Source organism: Ornithinibacter aureus, assembly GCF_009858245.1.
In the GTDB taxonomy this organism is placed as follows: Bacteria; Actinomycetota; Actinomycetes; order Actinomycetales; family Dermatophilaceae; genus Fodinibacter; species Fodinibacter aureus.
Genome location: NZ_VMSB01000001.1, coordinates 490,305 through 503,252, shown reverse-complemented (window position 1 = coordinate 503,252; position 12,948 = coordinate 490,305). Strand labels below are relative to the sequence as shown.

Sequence of the window (12,948 nt, the reverse complement as noted above, 5' to 3'; positions counted from 1 at the left end):
CCTCTGCAGGGTGTCCCTCCCCGTGACCGATGCGCCCGCGGCGCCACAGTTCGACCCCGATGCCCGCACCCTGCTCGTCACCCTCAACGGTGACGACCGCCCCGGCGTCACGAAGGCGCTGTTCGAGGCGGCCTCGACAGTGGGTGCCGAGGTACTCGACCTCGAACAGGTCGTGGTCCGAGGGCACCTGGCCCTGTCGATGCTGCTCTCCCCCGGCCGCGACGAGAACGTGCTCGTCGACCGGATCACCCGAGCGGGTCGGGCCGCCGGGATGCGGGTGGACATCGAGGCGGGCCGTGGGGACAACGCCCCCCGCCGCACGGGGCGTGCTGCCGTCGTCGTCATGGGCGCCCCCCTGGAGACCCACCAGGTCGCGGCCGTCGCCGCGACGATCGCCGACCACGGCGCCAACATCGACCGCATCCGCCGGCTCTCACGGTTCCCGGTCACCACCGTCGAGCTCGACGTCTCCGGTGCGAACCTGGCAGACCTGCGCCAGCACCTCGCCCTGATCTCGCACGAGGTGGGCGCCGACATCGCCGTGGCCCCGGCCGGGCTCGCCCGGCGCGGCGGGCGCCTCGTCGTCATGGACGTCGACTCCACCCTCATCCAGGACGAGGTCATCGAGCTCCTCGCCGAACACGCCGGCCGGGCCGCAGAGGTCGCCAGCGTCACCGAGGCGGCGATGCGCGGCGAACTCGACTTCGCCGACAGCCTGCACGCCCGGGTCGCGACGCTCGCGGGGCTGCCCGTCTCCGTGCTCGATGACGTCCGGGACGCCGTGCGGCTCACTCCGGGGGCACGCACCCTGGTGCGCACCCTCAAGCGGCTCGGGTTCACCGTGGCGGTCGTCTCCGGCGGCTTCACCGAGGTCATCGAGCCGGTCGCCCGCGAGCTCGGGATCGACCACGTGCGCGCCAACCGCCTCGAGGTCGTCGACGGTGCGCTCACCGGTCGTGTCCTCGGAGCGGTCGTCGACCGGGCGGGCAAGGCGGCGGCCCTGCGGGAGTTCGCGGCCCTCGAGGGCCTGCCCCTGACCCGAACCGTGGCCATCGGGGACGGGGCGAACGACCTCGACATGCTCGCCGCGGCAGGCCTCGGGGTCGCCTTCAACGCCAAGCCGCTCGTGCGGCGGCAGGCCGATGCCTCGCTCACCGTCCCCTACCTGGATGCCGTGCTGTTCCTCCTCGGGATCTCCCGAGAGGAGATCGAGGATGCCGACGCGGGCGACGCCGCCCCACTAGGCTGACGCCGTGCCGCGATTCCCCACGACCATTCCCACGCTGTTCATCATCGGTGGTGCCGAGGACCGCGTCGGCAAGGCCTCGCTGCTGCGCCAGTTCGTCAAGCTCTCCGGGGGGCGGCGATCCCAGATCGTCCTCATCCCGACCGCGTCCTCCTTCCAGCAGGAGGTCACCGACGCCTACACCGAGGTGTTCATGCGTCTGGGCGCGGGCGGGCTCGACGTCGTCAACCCCGCGACCCGGGCCGACGCCCACGACCCGGCCTCCGTCGCGGCGATCGACGCGGCATCCGGCATCTTCATGAGCGGCGGGAGCCAGCTGAGGTTGTCGCAGTTGTTGCCCGGGACACCTGTGGGTGATGCCCTGCACCGTGCCCACGAGCGAGGGGCGGTCGTCGGGGGGACGTCGGCCGGCGCCTCGATCATGTCCGACTTCATGATCTCCATGGGCGACGAGGGCGTCACGCCCCGCCAGCGGGCCAGCCAGATCACCGCCGGGCTCGGCCTCATCCGCGGTGTCGTCGTCGACCAGCACTTCGACCAGCGAGCCCGCTACGGCCGCCTGATGTCGGTCATCGCCACGTCACCCCACCTGCTCGGCATCGGGATCGACGAGGACACCGCGGTGATCGTCGAGGACCTGAAGCGGTTCACCGTCGAGGGTCGTGGGGCCGTGTTCGTCGTCGACTGCCGCAGCGCGGTCACCGACGCCGCGGATGCCGCCCCCGGCGCGCCCGTGCTCGTCTCCGGTGCCACGGTCCACACCCTGCCTGCCGGGTCGACCTTCGACCTGGTCAACCGGCGTCTCACCGGCTTCGTCGAGCAGCACCCCGACCTGCTCGTCTCCGTCGCCGCAGCAAAGGCCTGAGCACCACCCACCCCACCCTGCCCGAACCGCCAGCCCACCCGAGGAGAAGCGCCGATGGACCTGCCCACGCCGACCGGCCCCGCCGCACCTGACCTGCGCATCCTCGAGTCGAGGGTCTACCGGGGCGGCAACATCTGGTCCTACGACCCGTCGATCCACCTCGTCGTCGACCTCGGCATCCTCGAGCAGTACCCGACGAGCGCGCTGCCCGGATTCACCGAGCGCCTCGTCGAGCTCCTTCCCGGTCTGGAGAACCACACCTGCTCCACGGGCGTGAAGGGGGGCTTCATCTCCCGCATGCAGCAGGGAACCTGGCTGGGCCACGTCGCCGAGCACATCGCCCTGCAGCTGCAGCAGGAGGCCGGCCACGACCAGCGCCGCGGCAAGACCCGCATGGTCAAGGACCGCCCGGGCGTCTACAACATCATCTACGCCTACACCAACGAGGAGGTCGGCCTGGCCGCGGGACGCCTCGCCGTGGCCCTGGTCAACGACCTCGTGCAGGCGCAGGAGGACTTCGACTTCGCCGAGGAGCTCGAGCGCTTCCTCACCCGAGCCGAGCGCACCGCCTTCGGACCGTCGACGGGGGCGATCCTCGAGGAGGCCGTCAGCCGTGACATCCCGTTCATCCGGTTGAACTCGGGCAGCCTCGTCCAGTTGGGACAGGGTGTCCACCAGCAGCGCATCCGCGCGACGATGACGTCCAAGACCGGCGCCCTGGCCGTCGACATCGCCAGCGACAAGGACATGACGACCAAGCTGCTCGCCTCGGCCGGGCTGCCGGTGCCCAAGCAGGAGACCGTGCGCTCGGCCGAGGGCGCCGTGGCGGCCGCCCGCCGGATCGGCTTCCCCGTCGTGCTCAAGCCCCTCGACGGCAACCACGGGCGCGGGGTCTGCCTGAACCTCATGGACGACGAGGCGGTGCGTGAGGCCTTCGTCATCGCCGAGGACCAGTCGCGGCGCGGCTACGTCATCGTCGAGTCGTTCGTCACCGGCCGCGACTACCGCTGCCTCATCGTCGGCGGCAAGATGCAGGCCATCGCCGAGCGGGTGCCCGCCCACGTCGTCGGCGACGGCACCCACACGGTGCGCGAGCTCGTCGAGCTGACCAACGCTGATCCGCGCCGTGGCGTGGGACACGAGAAGGTGCTCACCAAGATCAAGGTCGACGCCGCCGCCGAGGAGCTCGTGCGCGAGCAGGGGTTCACCCTCGATGACGTGCCACCGGTCGACAGCATGGTCAAGCTGGCCCTCACCGGCAACATGTCCACGGGCGGCATCTCCATCGACCGCACCTTCGACGCCCACCCCGACAACATCGAGATCGCCGAAGAGGCAGCCCGCCTCATCGGGCTCGACGTCGCGGGAATCGACTTCATCGCCCCGGACATCGCCTCCCCCGTTCGAGAGGCCGGGGGCGCCATCTGCGAGGTCAACGCAGCCCCGGGGTTCCGGATGCACACCCACCCGACCGTGGGTGAACCCCAGTACATCGCCAAGCCCGTCGTCGACCTGCTCTTCCCCCCGGGTGCGCCCTCCCGCGTGCCGATCGTCGCCGTGACCGGGACCAACGGCAAGACGACCACCTCCCGGATGATCGCGCACATCATGAAGGGGCTCGGCCGCCAGGTGGGCATGACGTCGACCGACGGCATCGTGATCGACGAGCGCCTCGTGGTGAAGTCCGACGCCTCCGGGCCCCGCTCGGCCCGCATGGTGCTCCAGAACCCGCGCGTGGACTTCGCGGTCATGGAGGTCGCGCGTGGCGGCATCCTGCGCGAGGGCCTGGGGTACGACCGAAACGACGTCGCCGTCGTCACCAACGTCGCTCCCGACCACCTCGGGATGCGGGGCATCGACACCCTCGAGCAGCTCGCCGACGTCAAGGCGGTCGTCGTCGAGGCCGTCCCCCGCGACGGCTTCGCCGTGCTCAACGCCGACGACCCGCTCGTGCGCCGCATGCGGCGACGCTGCTCGGGCTCGGTGGTGTGGTTCAGCCTGGCCGAACCCGGGTCCAAGGTGCGCGACCTCATCGACGACCACTGCCGTCACGGTGGGCGCGCGGTGGTGCTGGACCGCACCGACCGGGGCGACATGCTCGTCATCCGGCACGGCCGCCGGTCGATGCAGCTCGCCTGGACCCACCTGCTACCCGCGACGTTCGGGGGCACCGCGCTGTTCAACGTCGCCAACGCGATGGCGGCAGCCGGTGCGGCCTTCGCCAGCGGTGCCGGGCTCCACGAGATCCGCCAGGGCCTGCGGACGTTCACGACGTCCTACTACCTCTCCCCCGGCCGGATGAACCAGATCAACGTCCACAACGTCGACGTCATCGTCGACTACTGCCACAACGCCCCCGGCATGCGGGTGCTCGGTGAGTTCCTCGAGCGCTACGCGAGCATGAAGTCCGGGCAGAGCGACCTCGGAAAGATCTCGCGCATCGGCATGGTGGCGACCGCGGGTGACCGCCGCGAGGCCGACATGATCGAGCTCGGGGCCGTCGCCGCCGAGCACTTCGACGTCGTCGTCGTGCGCGAGGACGAGCGGCTGCGGGGTCGGGAGCGCGGCTTCACGGCAGACCTCGTCGCGCAGGGGGTCCGCAGTCGCATGGGCCAGCCCGGGGTGCGCTGCCGGCAGGTCGAGATCGTGCTCGGCGAGACCGACGCGGTGCGCCACGTCATGGCCCGGGCCAACCCGGGTGACATCGTCGTCCTCACCGTCGACCAGCACGCCGCGGTGATGTCCGAGCTCGAGGCGATGACCAAGCAGGCCCAGCCCGGGTCACACACCAAGGACTCGGTCGGCGACCCCGACATGGACCCCGAGGCGATGATGGAGCAGGCCAAGGAGGCCGGCGACAGCGCCGCCCGCGACCTCGAACCGAGCCCGTAGCGGCGCCCGGCCGACGACTCAGCCCTGCGGGTCCGCCCGCAGGGCGTCGGCGGATGCCGTGAGGGCGCGTCGGTAGCGCGCGACGTCCGGATCGGTGCTCGCCGCCACGACGGCCGTGAGGAGGTCCGCCAGGGCCTGCGAGGGGTGCCCGGAGTCGTGCTGGACCAGCGCCCGGAACGCCGCCACCCCGAGGCTGTCCGGGTGCCGTGCCGCGACGTCGTCGATGACCGACTCGGCGGCCTGCACCCGGCCGAGGTTGCGCAGGCTGGAGGCGAGCTGGATCTGGGCGCGGTGCCGGTGCGGCTCACGCAGGCCGGCGGCGAGGGCCCGTTCGTACAACGGAACGGCCAGGTCCTCCTCCCCGGCGGCGTCGTGCGCTCCCGCCAGCTCGTAGGTGATGCGGGCGTCGTCCGGGTGGGCCGTGGCCAGGTCCTGCGCGAGGCGGATGCGTTCGCGCGGGTCCTCGACCTCCCACAACGCCGTCAGCGCCTCCTCGGCCTCGTGCTCGCCGCGGTCGCGCACCACCTTGCGTCGGATCGCGTGCTCGTCGTCGGCGGTGGCCGACAGCGAGCGCAGCCACTGGGTGATCTCGGCGCGCTCCGCGTGGCACATCACCGCGGCGACGTCGCCGTCGTCGGCCGCCTCGACACACGCCTGGAGGCCGGAGAGCTCCGTGGGGTAGGACGCGATGTCAGCCACCCCGGCATGCCCCAGACCGATCCGCAGCTGGGCCTCGAGGTCCGCTTCGGTGCGCCCACGCAGGTACGCGGCCTTGTGGGCGGCGACGACGTGGTCGGCCCGCAGCCCGGCGATCTCGCCGAGGGCCTGGAGGATCTCGTCGGTTCGGTCCCCGGCGGTCCCCAGGGCGAGGTGCACGCGTCCGCCGGGTGCGCACAGGCCGCGAGAGACGTCCAGCAGCGCCTCGAGACCCGCCTCGTTGTGGGCGAGGTCGACGACGACCGTCACCTCCCCGCGCTCGGTCGGCACCGTGTAGGTGTTCATCCGCCCGGGGTTGAGCAGGTCGTCGGGGCGGAAGGTCCGCAGCCCCTCGACGACGAACTCGCGGGCGATGCCCAGGCCCAGGGCCGCCGACGCGCCGGCGAGCGCGTTGAGAACGTTGTGGTGAGACAGGCCGGACAGCGCCATCGGCAGGTCGACGACCCGAACGAGTCGGTCGGGGACACCGTCGTGCGTGAGCACCGTGATGTGGCCGTCGAGCACCGTGGTGGCACGGCCGCCGGCCCCGAGGGCCTCGCGCACCGCGGGCGCGCTCGGGTCGGCCGTGAAGACCCACGGACGGGCCCGGATGCCGGCGCGCATCGCCCACACCCGGGGGTCCTCGCCGTTGAGCACCACCCAGCCACCGGGCTTGGTGGCCTTGGTGACGATCGCCTTGACCTCGGCGAGCTGGTCGACCGTGTCGATGCCCTGGAGGCCGAGGTGGTCGGCGGAGACGTTCGTGACGACCGAGACGTCGTTGTGCGTCACCCCCATCCCGCGCAGGAGCATCCCGCCGCGGGCCGTCTCGAGGATGCCGATCTGCACCCCCGGGGCGTCGAGCACGGCGCGCGCACCTGACGGGCCGGAGTAGTCCCCCGGTTCGATGGTCTCGCCCTGGACGACCACGCCGTCGGTGGAGCTCCACCCCGTGGTCAGGCCGGCGGTCATGCAGATGTGGGCCAGCAGCCGGGTCGTCGTCGTCTTGCCGTTGGTGCCCGTGATCGACGCGACCGGGATGCGTGGGGTGACCACCCGCGGGCCGTCGCTGCGGGGCGCGGCGGTGACGGCCGCCGCGTGGGGAGCCACGGCATCCGCCAGTGGTTGCCCGTCGAGCAGGCTCTGGAGCGCCGGGCCGATCGCCTCACCGAGCGCCTGCGCGCGACCACGCTGGCGCCAGACAAAGGCGCACACGACGACGTCGGTCTCGCCTGCGGGGCGCGTGCGAACCCCGAGCCGCTTGGTTCCGGCGGCAGCGGCCACGGACCGGGCCACCCGCTCGACGATGCGCACGAGCACCTGCTGGCGTTGTTCGGAGCCGGGGGCGCCCGGCTGACCGCGTCGGCGCAACCCGACGGCTGCGGCGACGGCATGCACCTGGTCCGGGGATGCCGCGAGGTACCCCGGCAGCGCCAGCGTCACCTTGACGGCTGGTCGGGGGAAGTACAGGTTCGGCCCCTCGAGCAGGCGCACCTCCTCGGTGCGCACGGACGGGGGGCTCTGCGCGGGCTCGCTGCTCACGCGGGGAGCCTAGTGGTCGTCAGCCCTCTTGCCGAGGCTCAGGCGCCGACGGCGTGGTAGCCACCGTCGACGTGGACCATCTCGCCGGTCGTGGCCGGGAACCAGTCGGAGAGCAACGCGACGCACGCCTGGGCGGCCGGCTGCGGGTCGTCGACGTCCCAGCCGAGCGGGGCGCGGCCCGCCCACGCCTCCTCGAAGCGCTCGAAGCCGGGGATGGACTTGGCGGCCGTCGTGCGGATCGGGCCGGCGGCGACGAGGTTGCAGCGCATGCCGAGCGGCCCGAGGTCGCGGGCGAGGTAGCGGTTCGTGGACTCGAAGGCAGCCTTCGCGACCCCCATCCAGTCGTAGACCGGCCACGCGACGCGTGCGTCGAAGGTCAGGCCGACGACGCTGCCGCCGCGGCCCATCAGGGGCATCGCGGCCTTGGTGAGCGAGGCCAGCGAGTACGCGGAGATCTGGACCGCGGTCGCGACGTCGGCCCACTGCGCCTCCATGAACGTGAACGCCCCCTGCGGCGCGAACCCGATCGAGTGCACGACACCGTCGAGGTGGGGCACGTGTTCGCGCACCCGGTCGGCCAGCGCGGCGAGGTCGTCGTCGTTCGTGACGTCGAGCTCGACGACGGCCGGGGTGACGGGCAACCGCTTGGCCATGGCTGCCGTGAGCTTCATCTGGCGGCCGAACGAGGTGAGCACCACCTCGGCACCCTGCTCCTGAGCCAGGCGGGCGACGTGGAAGGCGATGGAGGTGTCGAGCAGGACACCGGTGACGAGGAGCTTCTTGCCCTGGAGCAGCATCTGGGAGGACCTTTCGCGGGGGGTGGGTGGCGTGCTGGCTCGGGTCAGTGACCCATGCCGAGGCCACCGTCGACGGGGATCACGGCACCGGAGATGTAGGCGGCCTCGGTGCTGGCCAGGAAGCGGACGGCGGCGGCCACCTCCTCCGGGGTGGCGAATCGGCCGGCGGGGATCGCCGCCTGGTACGTCTTGCGGGTGTCCTCGGGGAGCACCGCGGTCATGTCGGTCTCGATGAAGCCGGGCGCCACGACGTTGGCGGTGATGCCGCGCCCGCCGAGCTCTCGGGTGATCGAGCGGGCCAGGCCGACCAGGCCCGCCTTGCTCGCCGCGTAGTTGGCCTGGCCCGGGCCGCCGTAGAGACCGACCACGCTGGAGATGAGGATGATGCGGCCCCGGCGCAGGCGGATCATGCCCTTGCTGGCGCGGCGGGCGCACCGGAAGGCGCCCGCGAGGTTGGTGTCGATGACGGAGTCGAAGTCCTCGTCGGACATCCGCATGAGCAGGCCGTCCTTGGTGACGCCGGCGTTGGCGACGAGCACCTCGATCGGCCCACCGAGCAGACCCTCGGCCTCGGTGAAGGCCGCGTCGACCGAGGCCGAGTCGGTGACGTCGCAGCGCACTCCGATCAGACCCTCAGGGGCCTCTCCGGAGCGGTGGGTGACGGCGACCTTGTCGCCGGCTGCGGCGAAGGACCGGGCGATCGCGAGACCGATCCCGCGGTTGCCGCCGGTGACGAGGACAGTTCGTGGCTCGCTCATGCTGTCGAACCTAGTCGACTACCGCTGGGTAGCCGGAGAACAGCGACATACAGTGGACAGGTGCCGACCACCCAGCCCCGGCAGGCTCCCACCGCCCAGTCGGTGACGAGCGTGCCCGAGTCGCGGACGGAGGAGCAGTCCCGACGGCTGCGGCGCTACCTCGCGACGATGGTCGTGCGCACGGTGTGTTTCGTGTTGCTCGTCGTCATCGACCACCCCATCCGATGGGTGTTCGCCTTCGGGGCCGTGTTCCTGCCGTTCTTCGCCGTCGTCGCCGCCAATGCGGTCTCACCCCGGTTGCGCGGGCGCGTCATGCCGGTGCTGCCCCGCACCGACGACACCCTGCTGATCACCCGCGAGGCGGACTCACCCACCGATCGCTGACATCGGGCGCTCGGGCTGCTCGAAGTCGGGGCGGTCGATGCCGTGCCCGGCCTTCTTGGCCCACATCTCGGCGATGATGAGGTCGGCGAGCTCGGTGTCGGTGGCCCCCTCGCGCAGCGGGCCTCGCAGGTCCACCTCACGGCGGGCGAACAGGCAGTTGCGCAGCTGACCGTCAGCGGTGAGCCGCACCCGGTCACAGCTGCCGCAGAACGGCGCCGAGACGCTGGCGATGACTCCCACCGTGGCCGGGCCCCCGTCGACGAGGAAGAGCTCGGCCGGCGCGCTGCCGCGCTCGCGGACGGGGGTCAGGGTGAAGCGCTCCCCGAGCCGCTCGAGGATCTCGCCCTGGGAGACCATCTGCGCCCGGTCCCACGCGTGCTGCGCGTCGAGCGGCATCTGCTCGATGAACCGGAGCTCGTAGCCCCGGTCCAGGCACCAGCGCAACAGGTCGGGCGCGTCGGTGTCGTTGACGCCGCGCATCGCGACCGCGTTGACCTTCACGGGGGTCAGGCCGGCATCCGAGGCCGCCTTCAGCCCGGCGACGACGTCGGTGAAACGGTCTCGCCGGGTGAGGCCGGCGAAGTGCTCCGGGTCGATGGTGTCGAGGCTGACGTTGACCCGGTCCAGGCCCGCTGCCGCGAGCGGTGCGGCAAGGCGGTCGAGGCCGATGCCGTTCGTCGTCATGGCGATGCGCGGTCGCGGGTCGAGGGCGGCGATGCGGCTCACGACGTCGACGAGGCTGCGGCGAAGGATCGGCTCTCCCCCCGTGAGGCGGACCTGGGTGACGCCCAGACCGACCATGACCGAGACCACGCGCACGAGCTCGTCGTCGCTGAGCATCTCGGGTTTGGGCATCCAGTCGAGCCCTTCGGCGGGCATGCAGTAGGTGCAGCGCAGGTTGCACCGATCCGTCACGGACACGCGCAGGTCGCGGCCGACCCGCCCGAATTGATCGAGCAGGCGCGGGGCGGGGAGGGCGGTCATAGGACACCAATGTACGACGGGTACCGTGGCTGGGTGTTCAGGCGGCTGGTGACTCCTCGCTGGCTGGGCGCTCTCGTGCTCGCAGCCCTGTTCGCGGTGGCGTGCTACCACCTCGGGTGGTGGCAGTACGACCGGCACCTGGCCAAGGCCGAGCGCAACGAGCGGCTCGACGAGCACTACCGCGGCGACGTCGTCCCGCTGGGCGAGGTGCTGACCCCCTCCGGCCTGGCGGTCGAGGACGAGTGGCGGCGGGTCACGGTGACCGGGACCTACGAGGCCGGCCCGGTGTTCGTGCGCGGCCGCAGCCTCGACGGAGAGGCCGGTCTCGAGGTGCTCTGGGGGCTTCGCCCGGATGCCGGTGGGCCCGCCGTCGTGGTCAACCGCGGGTTCGTGCGGCCCTCCGACCAAGGGGCGAGTGTGCGTCCGTCCGTGGCGCCCGCACCGGACGGCGAGGTCACGGTGACGGGCTGGGCACGTCGCGGGGAGGCATCTCGGGGCAAGGAGGCTGCGGCCGGCACGGTCGCGAGCATCAACCTGCCGGAGGTGGCGGACCAGATGGCGCTGACGGACGTGCTCCCCGACTACGTGCTGCTCGACTCCGAGCGAACCGCAGACGGCGCGACGCCACAGCGTCCACAGCCGCTGGGTGAGCCCGACCGGTCCCTCGGGACCCACCTGGCCTACGCCTACCAGTGGTGGTTGACGATGGCGCTGGGCTTCGTGCTCATCTGGTTCGGCATCCGCCGTGAGCTGCGGGCGGAGAACCCGCAGCAGTACCCGCCGAAGGTCAAGAAGACCCGGATCTGGGACGAGGAGGACGAGTAGCCGGTCTCAGGCCGGGGTGTCCACGGGATGGTCGAGGACCTCGCCGATCTCGTCGTCGAACTGGGTGCGGTAGAGCTCGCTGTAGACCCCTTCCGCGGCGACGAGCTCGGTGTGGGTGCCGCGCTCGACGATGCGTCCGTCGTCGACCACGAGGATGAGGTCGGCGTGCCGGATCGTGGAGAGGCGGTGCGCGATCACCAGGGCGGACCGGTCGCGCAGCGCCTCGTCGAGCGCCCGTTGCAGCGCCTGCTCCGACTCGCTGTCCAGGTGGGCGGTGGCTTCGTCGAGGACGACGAGGCCCGGGCCCTTCAGCAGCAGCCGCGCGATGGCCAGTCGCTGCTTCTCGCCGCCGGACAGCCGGTGGCCCCGGTCGCCGACGACGGTCTCCAGGCCGGAGGGCAGGGACTCCACGAGGCTCCAGACCTGGGCCGCCTTCAGGGCGGCGACCATGTCGGCCTCGGTGGCCTGCGGGGCCGCGTAGGCGAGGTTGGCCCGGATGGTGTCGTGGAAGAGGTGGGCGTCCTGGGTGACGACGCCGACGGCATCGTGCAGGGAGTCGTTCGTCGTGTCGCGCAGGTCGACGCCGTTGATCCTGATGGCCCCGGCCGTGGGGTCGTAGAGCCGGGCGACGAGGGAGGTGATGGTGGTCTTGCCCGCACCGCTCGGGCCAACCAGGGCGACGAGGGAGCCGGGTTCGATGACGAACGACACGTCTCGCAGCACCGGACCGCTCCCCCGCCGGTCGCCGGTCGCCGTGCTCTCCAGCGAGGCCAGGGACACCTCGTCGGCCGACGGGTAGGAGAAGGCGACGTCATCCACTTCGACCCGCACCGGTCCTGGTGGCACCGGTCGGGCGTCGGGTGCCTCGGCGACGAGCGGTTCGAGGTCGAGGACCTCGAAGACCCGCTCGAAGGACACCAATGCGGTCATGATGTCGACCCGGACGTTGGAGATGGCCGTGAGCGGGCCGTAGAGCCGCGCCAGCAGCGCCGTGAGCGCGATGAGGGTGCCGACCGTGAGGGTGCCGTTCACGGCCATGAGGCCTCCGACGCCGTAGACCATGGCGGTCGCGAGCGAGGCGACGAGGGTGAGCGCCACGAAGAACACCGAGCGGTTGACGGCGATCCGCACGCCGATGTCGCGCACCCTGGCCGCGCGCACCGCGTACTCCTCGTCCTCGACGGCAGGGCGGCCGAACAGCTTGACGAGCAGGGCGCCGGCGACGTTGAACCGCTCCGTCATCCGGGTGCCGAGGTCGGCGTTCTGCACCATCTGCTCGTGGGCGAGGCTGGCCAGGCGGCGCCCCATGAAGCGTGCGGGCAGGAGGAAGAACGGCACGAGGACCAGGGCGGCCAGGGTCAGCTGCCAGGACAACGTGGCCATCGCGACGAGGATGAGCACGAGGGTGATGGCGTTGCTCACCACGCTGGACAGCACCGAGGTGAAGGCCTGCTGGGCACCGATGACGTCGTTGCCCAGACGCGTGACGAGGGCCCCGGTCTGGGCCCGGGTGAAGAAGGCCACCGGTTGGCGCAGCACGTGCGAGAACACCTGGGTGCGCAGGTCGTAGATCAGGCCCTCGCCGATCCGGGCGGAGAACCACCGCTCGACGAGGGTGAGCGCGCCACTCACCACGGCGATGGCGGCGACGATGAGCGAGAGCCGCACGACCACCGCGGAGTCGCGCGGGTAGATGCCGTCGTCGATGAGCGACTTCAGCAGAAGCGGGGTCGCGACGACGAGCACCGACTCGATGACGACGAGCCCGAGGAACCAGGCGATCGGCCCCGAGTAGGGGCGGGCGTAGCCGAGCACCCGCTTGGTGGTGCCGGGGGTGAGGCGGCGTTCCTTGACACTGGCGTCCCTGCTCAGGCTGCGCAGCGCCTGCCAGCCGTACATGCTCACGGTGCGGTTGCTCCTCGTCGTCAGTCAGCCACGCGAGAGAACGTCGCGGCCGCA

The 12,948-nt window shown here is 71.7% G+C and carries 10 protein-coding genes; 5 read left to right on the top strand and 5 right to left on the bottom strand.

Going from position 1 to position 12,948, the window contains the following annotated elements; all coding sequences use genetic code 11:
• Nucleotides 1–10: 10 nt before the first annotated feature.
• Genes serB through cphA form a run of 3 tightly spaced genes read left to right on the top strand, consistent with a single transcriptional unit; the run spans nt 11 to nt 5,003 of the window.
• On the top strand, nt 11–1,249 hold the full coding sequence (gene serB / locus C8E84_RS02435; RefSeq protein WP_246196732.1) for a phosphoserine phosphatase SerB: 1,239 nt from the start codon (nt 11–13) through the stop codon (nt 1,247–1,249).
• 4 nt (nt 1,250–1,253) lie between these two features.
• Complete coding sequence (locus C8E84_RS02430; protein WP_159899177.1) at nt 1,254–2,111, top strand: cyanophycinase; 858 nt, start codon at nt 1,254–1,256, stop codon at nt 2,109–2,111.
• 54 nt (nt 2,112–2,165) lie between these two features.
• Nucleotides 2,166–5,003 carry a cyanophycin synthetase gene (gene cphA / locus C8E84_RS02425; protein ID WP_159899175.1) on the top strand — a complete coding sequence of 946 codons (2,838 nt, stop codon included), beginning with the start codon at nt 2,166–2,168 and terminating at the stop codon, nt 5,001–5,003.
• A gap of 18 nt (nt 5,004–5,021) precedes the next feature.
• Here the strand turns inward: cphA and C8E84_RS02420 are convergent, their stop codons facing one another.
• The 3 genes from C8E84_RS02420 to fabG are packed head-to-tail and all read right to left on the bottom strand — an operon-like array spanning nt 5,022 to nt 8,796.
• Nucleotides 5,022–7,241 carry a tetratricopeptide repeat protein gene (locus tag C8E84_RS02420; protein WP_211675347.1) on the bottom strand — a complete coding sequence of 740 codons (2,220 nt, stop codon included), beginning with the start codon at nt 7,239–7,241 and terminating at the stop codon, nt 5,022–5,024.
• A 38-nt stretch (nt 7,242–7,279) separates the two neighbouring features.
• A complete protein-coding gene (fabI, locus tag C8E84_RS02415) occupies nt 7,280–8,038 on the bottom strand; it encodes an enoyl-ACP reductase FabI (protein WP_159899173.1) in 759 nt (252 codons plus the stop codon).
• A gap of 44 nt (nt 8,039–8,082) precedes the next feature.
• Nucleotides 8,083–8,796 carry a beta-ketoacyl-ACP reductase gene (fabG, locus tag C8E84_RS02410; protein WP_159899171.1) on the bottom strand — a complete coding sequence of 238 codons (714 nt, stop codon included), beginning with the start codon at nt 8,794–8,796 and terminating at the stop codon, nt 8,083–8,085.
• A 60-nt stretch (nt 8,797–8,856) separates the two neighbouring features.
• Between fabG and C8E84_RS02405 the strand changes: the two genes are divergently transcribed.
• Complete coding sequence (locus C8E84_RS02405; RefSeq protein WP_159899169.1) at nt 8,857–9,180, top strand: DUF3099 domain-containing protein; 324 nt, start codon at nt 8,857–8,859, stop codon at nt 9,178–9,180.
• On the opposite strand, the gene moaA is transcribed toward C8E84_RS02405, so the two are convergent.
• Complete coding sequence (gene moaA, locus C8E84_RS02400; RefSeq protein ID WP_159899167.1) at nt 9,163–10,164, bottom strand: GTP 3',8-cyclase MoaA; 1,002 nt, start codon at nt 10,162–10,164, stop codon at nt 9,163–9,165. The genes C8E84_RS02405 and moaA overlap by 18 nt on opposite strands.
• Before the next feature lie 33 nt (nt 10,165–10,197).
• Between moaA and C8E84_RS02395 the strand changes: the two genes are divergently transcribed.
• The gene (locus C8E84_RS02395) at nt 10,198–10,989 is read left to right on the top strand and encodes an SURF1 family cytochrome oxidase biogenesis protein (RefSeq protein ID WP_246196731.1); all 792 of its coding nucleotides are present in this window, start codon (nt 10,198–10,200) and stop codon (nt 10,987–10,989) included.
• Between the two features lie 6 nt (nt 10,990–10,995).
• Here C8E84_RS02395 and C8E84_RS02390 read toward each other — a convergent pair whose 3' ends face one another.
• Nucleotides 10,996–12,888, bottom strand: a complete 1,893-nt coding sequence (locus C8E84_RS02390) for an ABC transporter ATP-binding protein (RefSeq protein ID WP_159904362.1) — start codon at nt 12,886–12,888, stop codon at nt 10,996–10,998.
• Between the last annotated feature and the right edge of the window lie 60 nt (nt 12,889–12,948).

Coding starts and splice junctions, on each gene's coding strand:
- cphA (WP_159899175.1), top strand. CDS start 2,166: ATGGACCTGCCCACGCCGACCGGCCCCGCCGCACCTGACCTGCGCATC.
- fabI (WP_159899173.1), bottom strand. CDS start 8,038: ATGCTGCTCCAGGGCAAGAAGCTCCTCGTCACCGGTGTCCTGCTCGAC.
- fabG (WP_159899171.1), bottom strand. CDS start 8,796: ATGAGCGAGCCACGAACTGTCCTCGTCACCGGCGGCAACCGCGGGATC.
- moaA (WP_159899167.1), bottom strand. CDS start 10,164: ATGACCGCCCTCCCCGCCCCGCGCCTGCTCGATCAATTCGGGCGGGTC.
- C8E84_RS02390 (WP_159904362.1), bottom strand. CDS start 12,888: ATGTACGGCTGGCAGGCGCTGCGCAGCCTGAGCAGGGACGCCAGTGTC.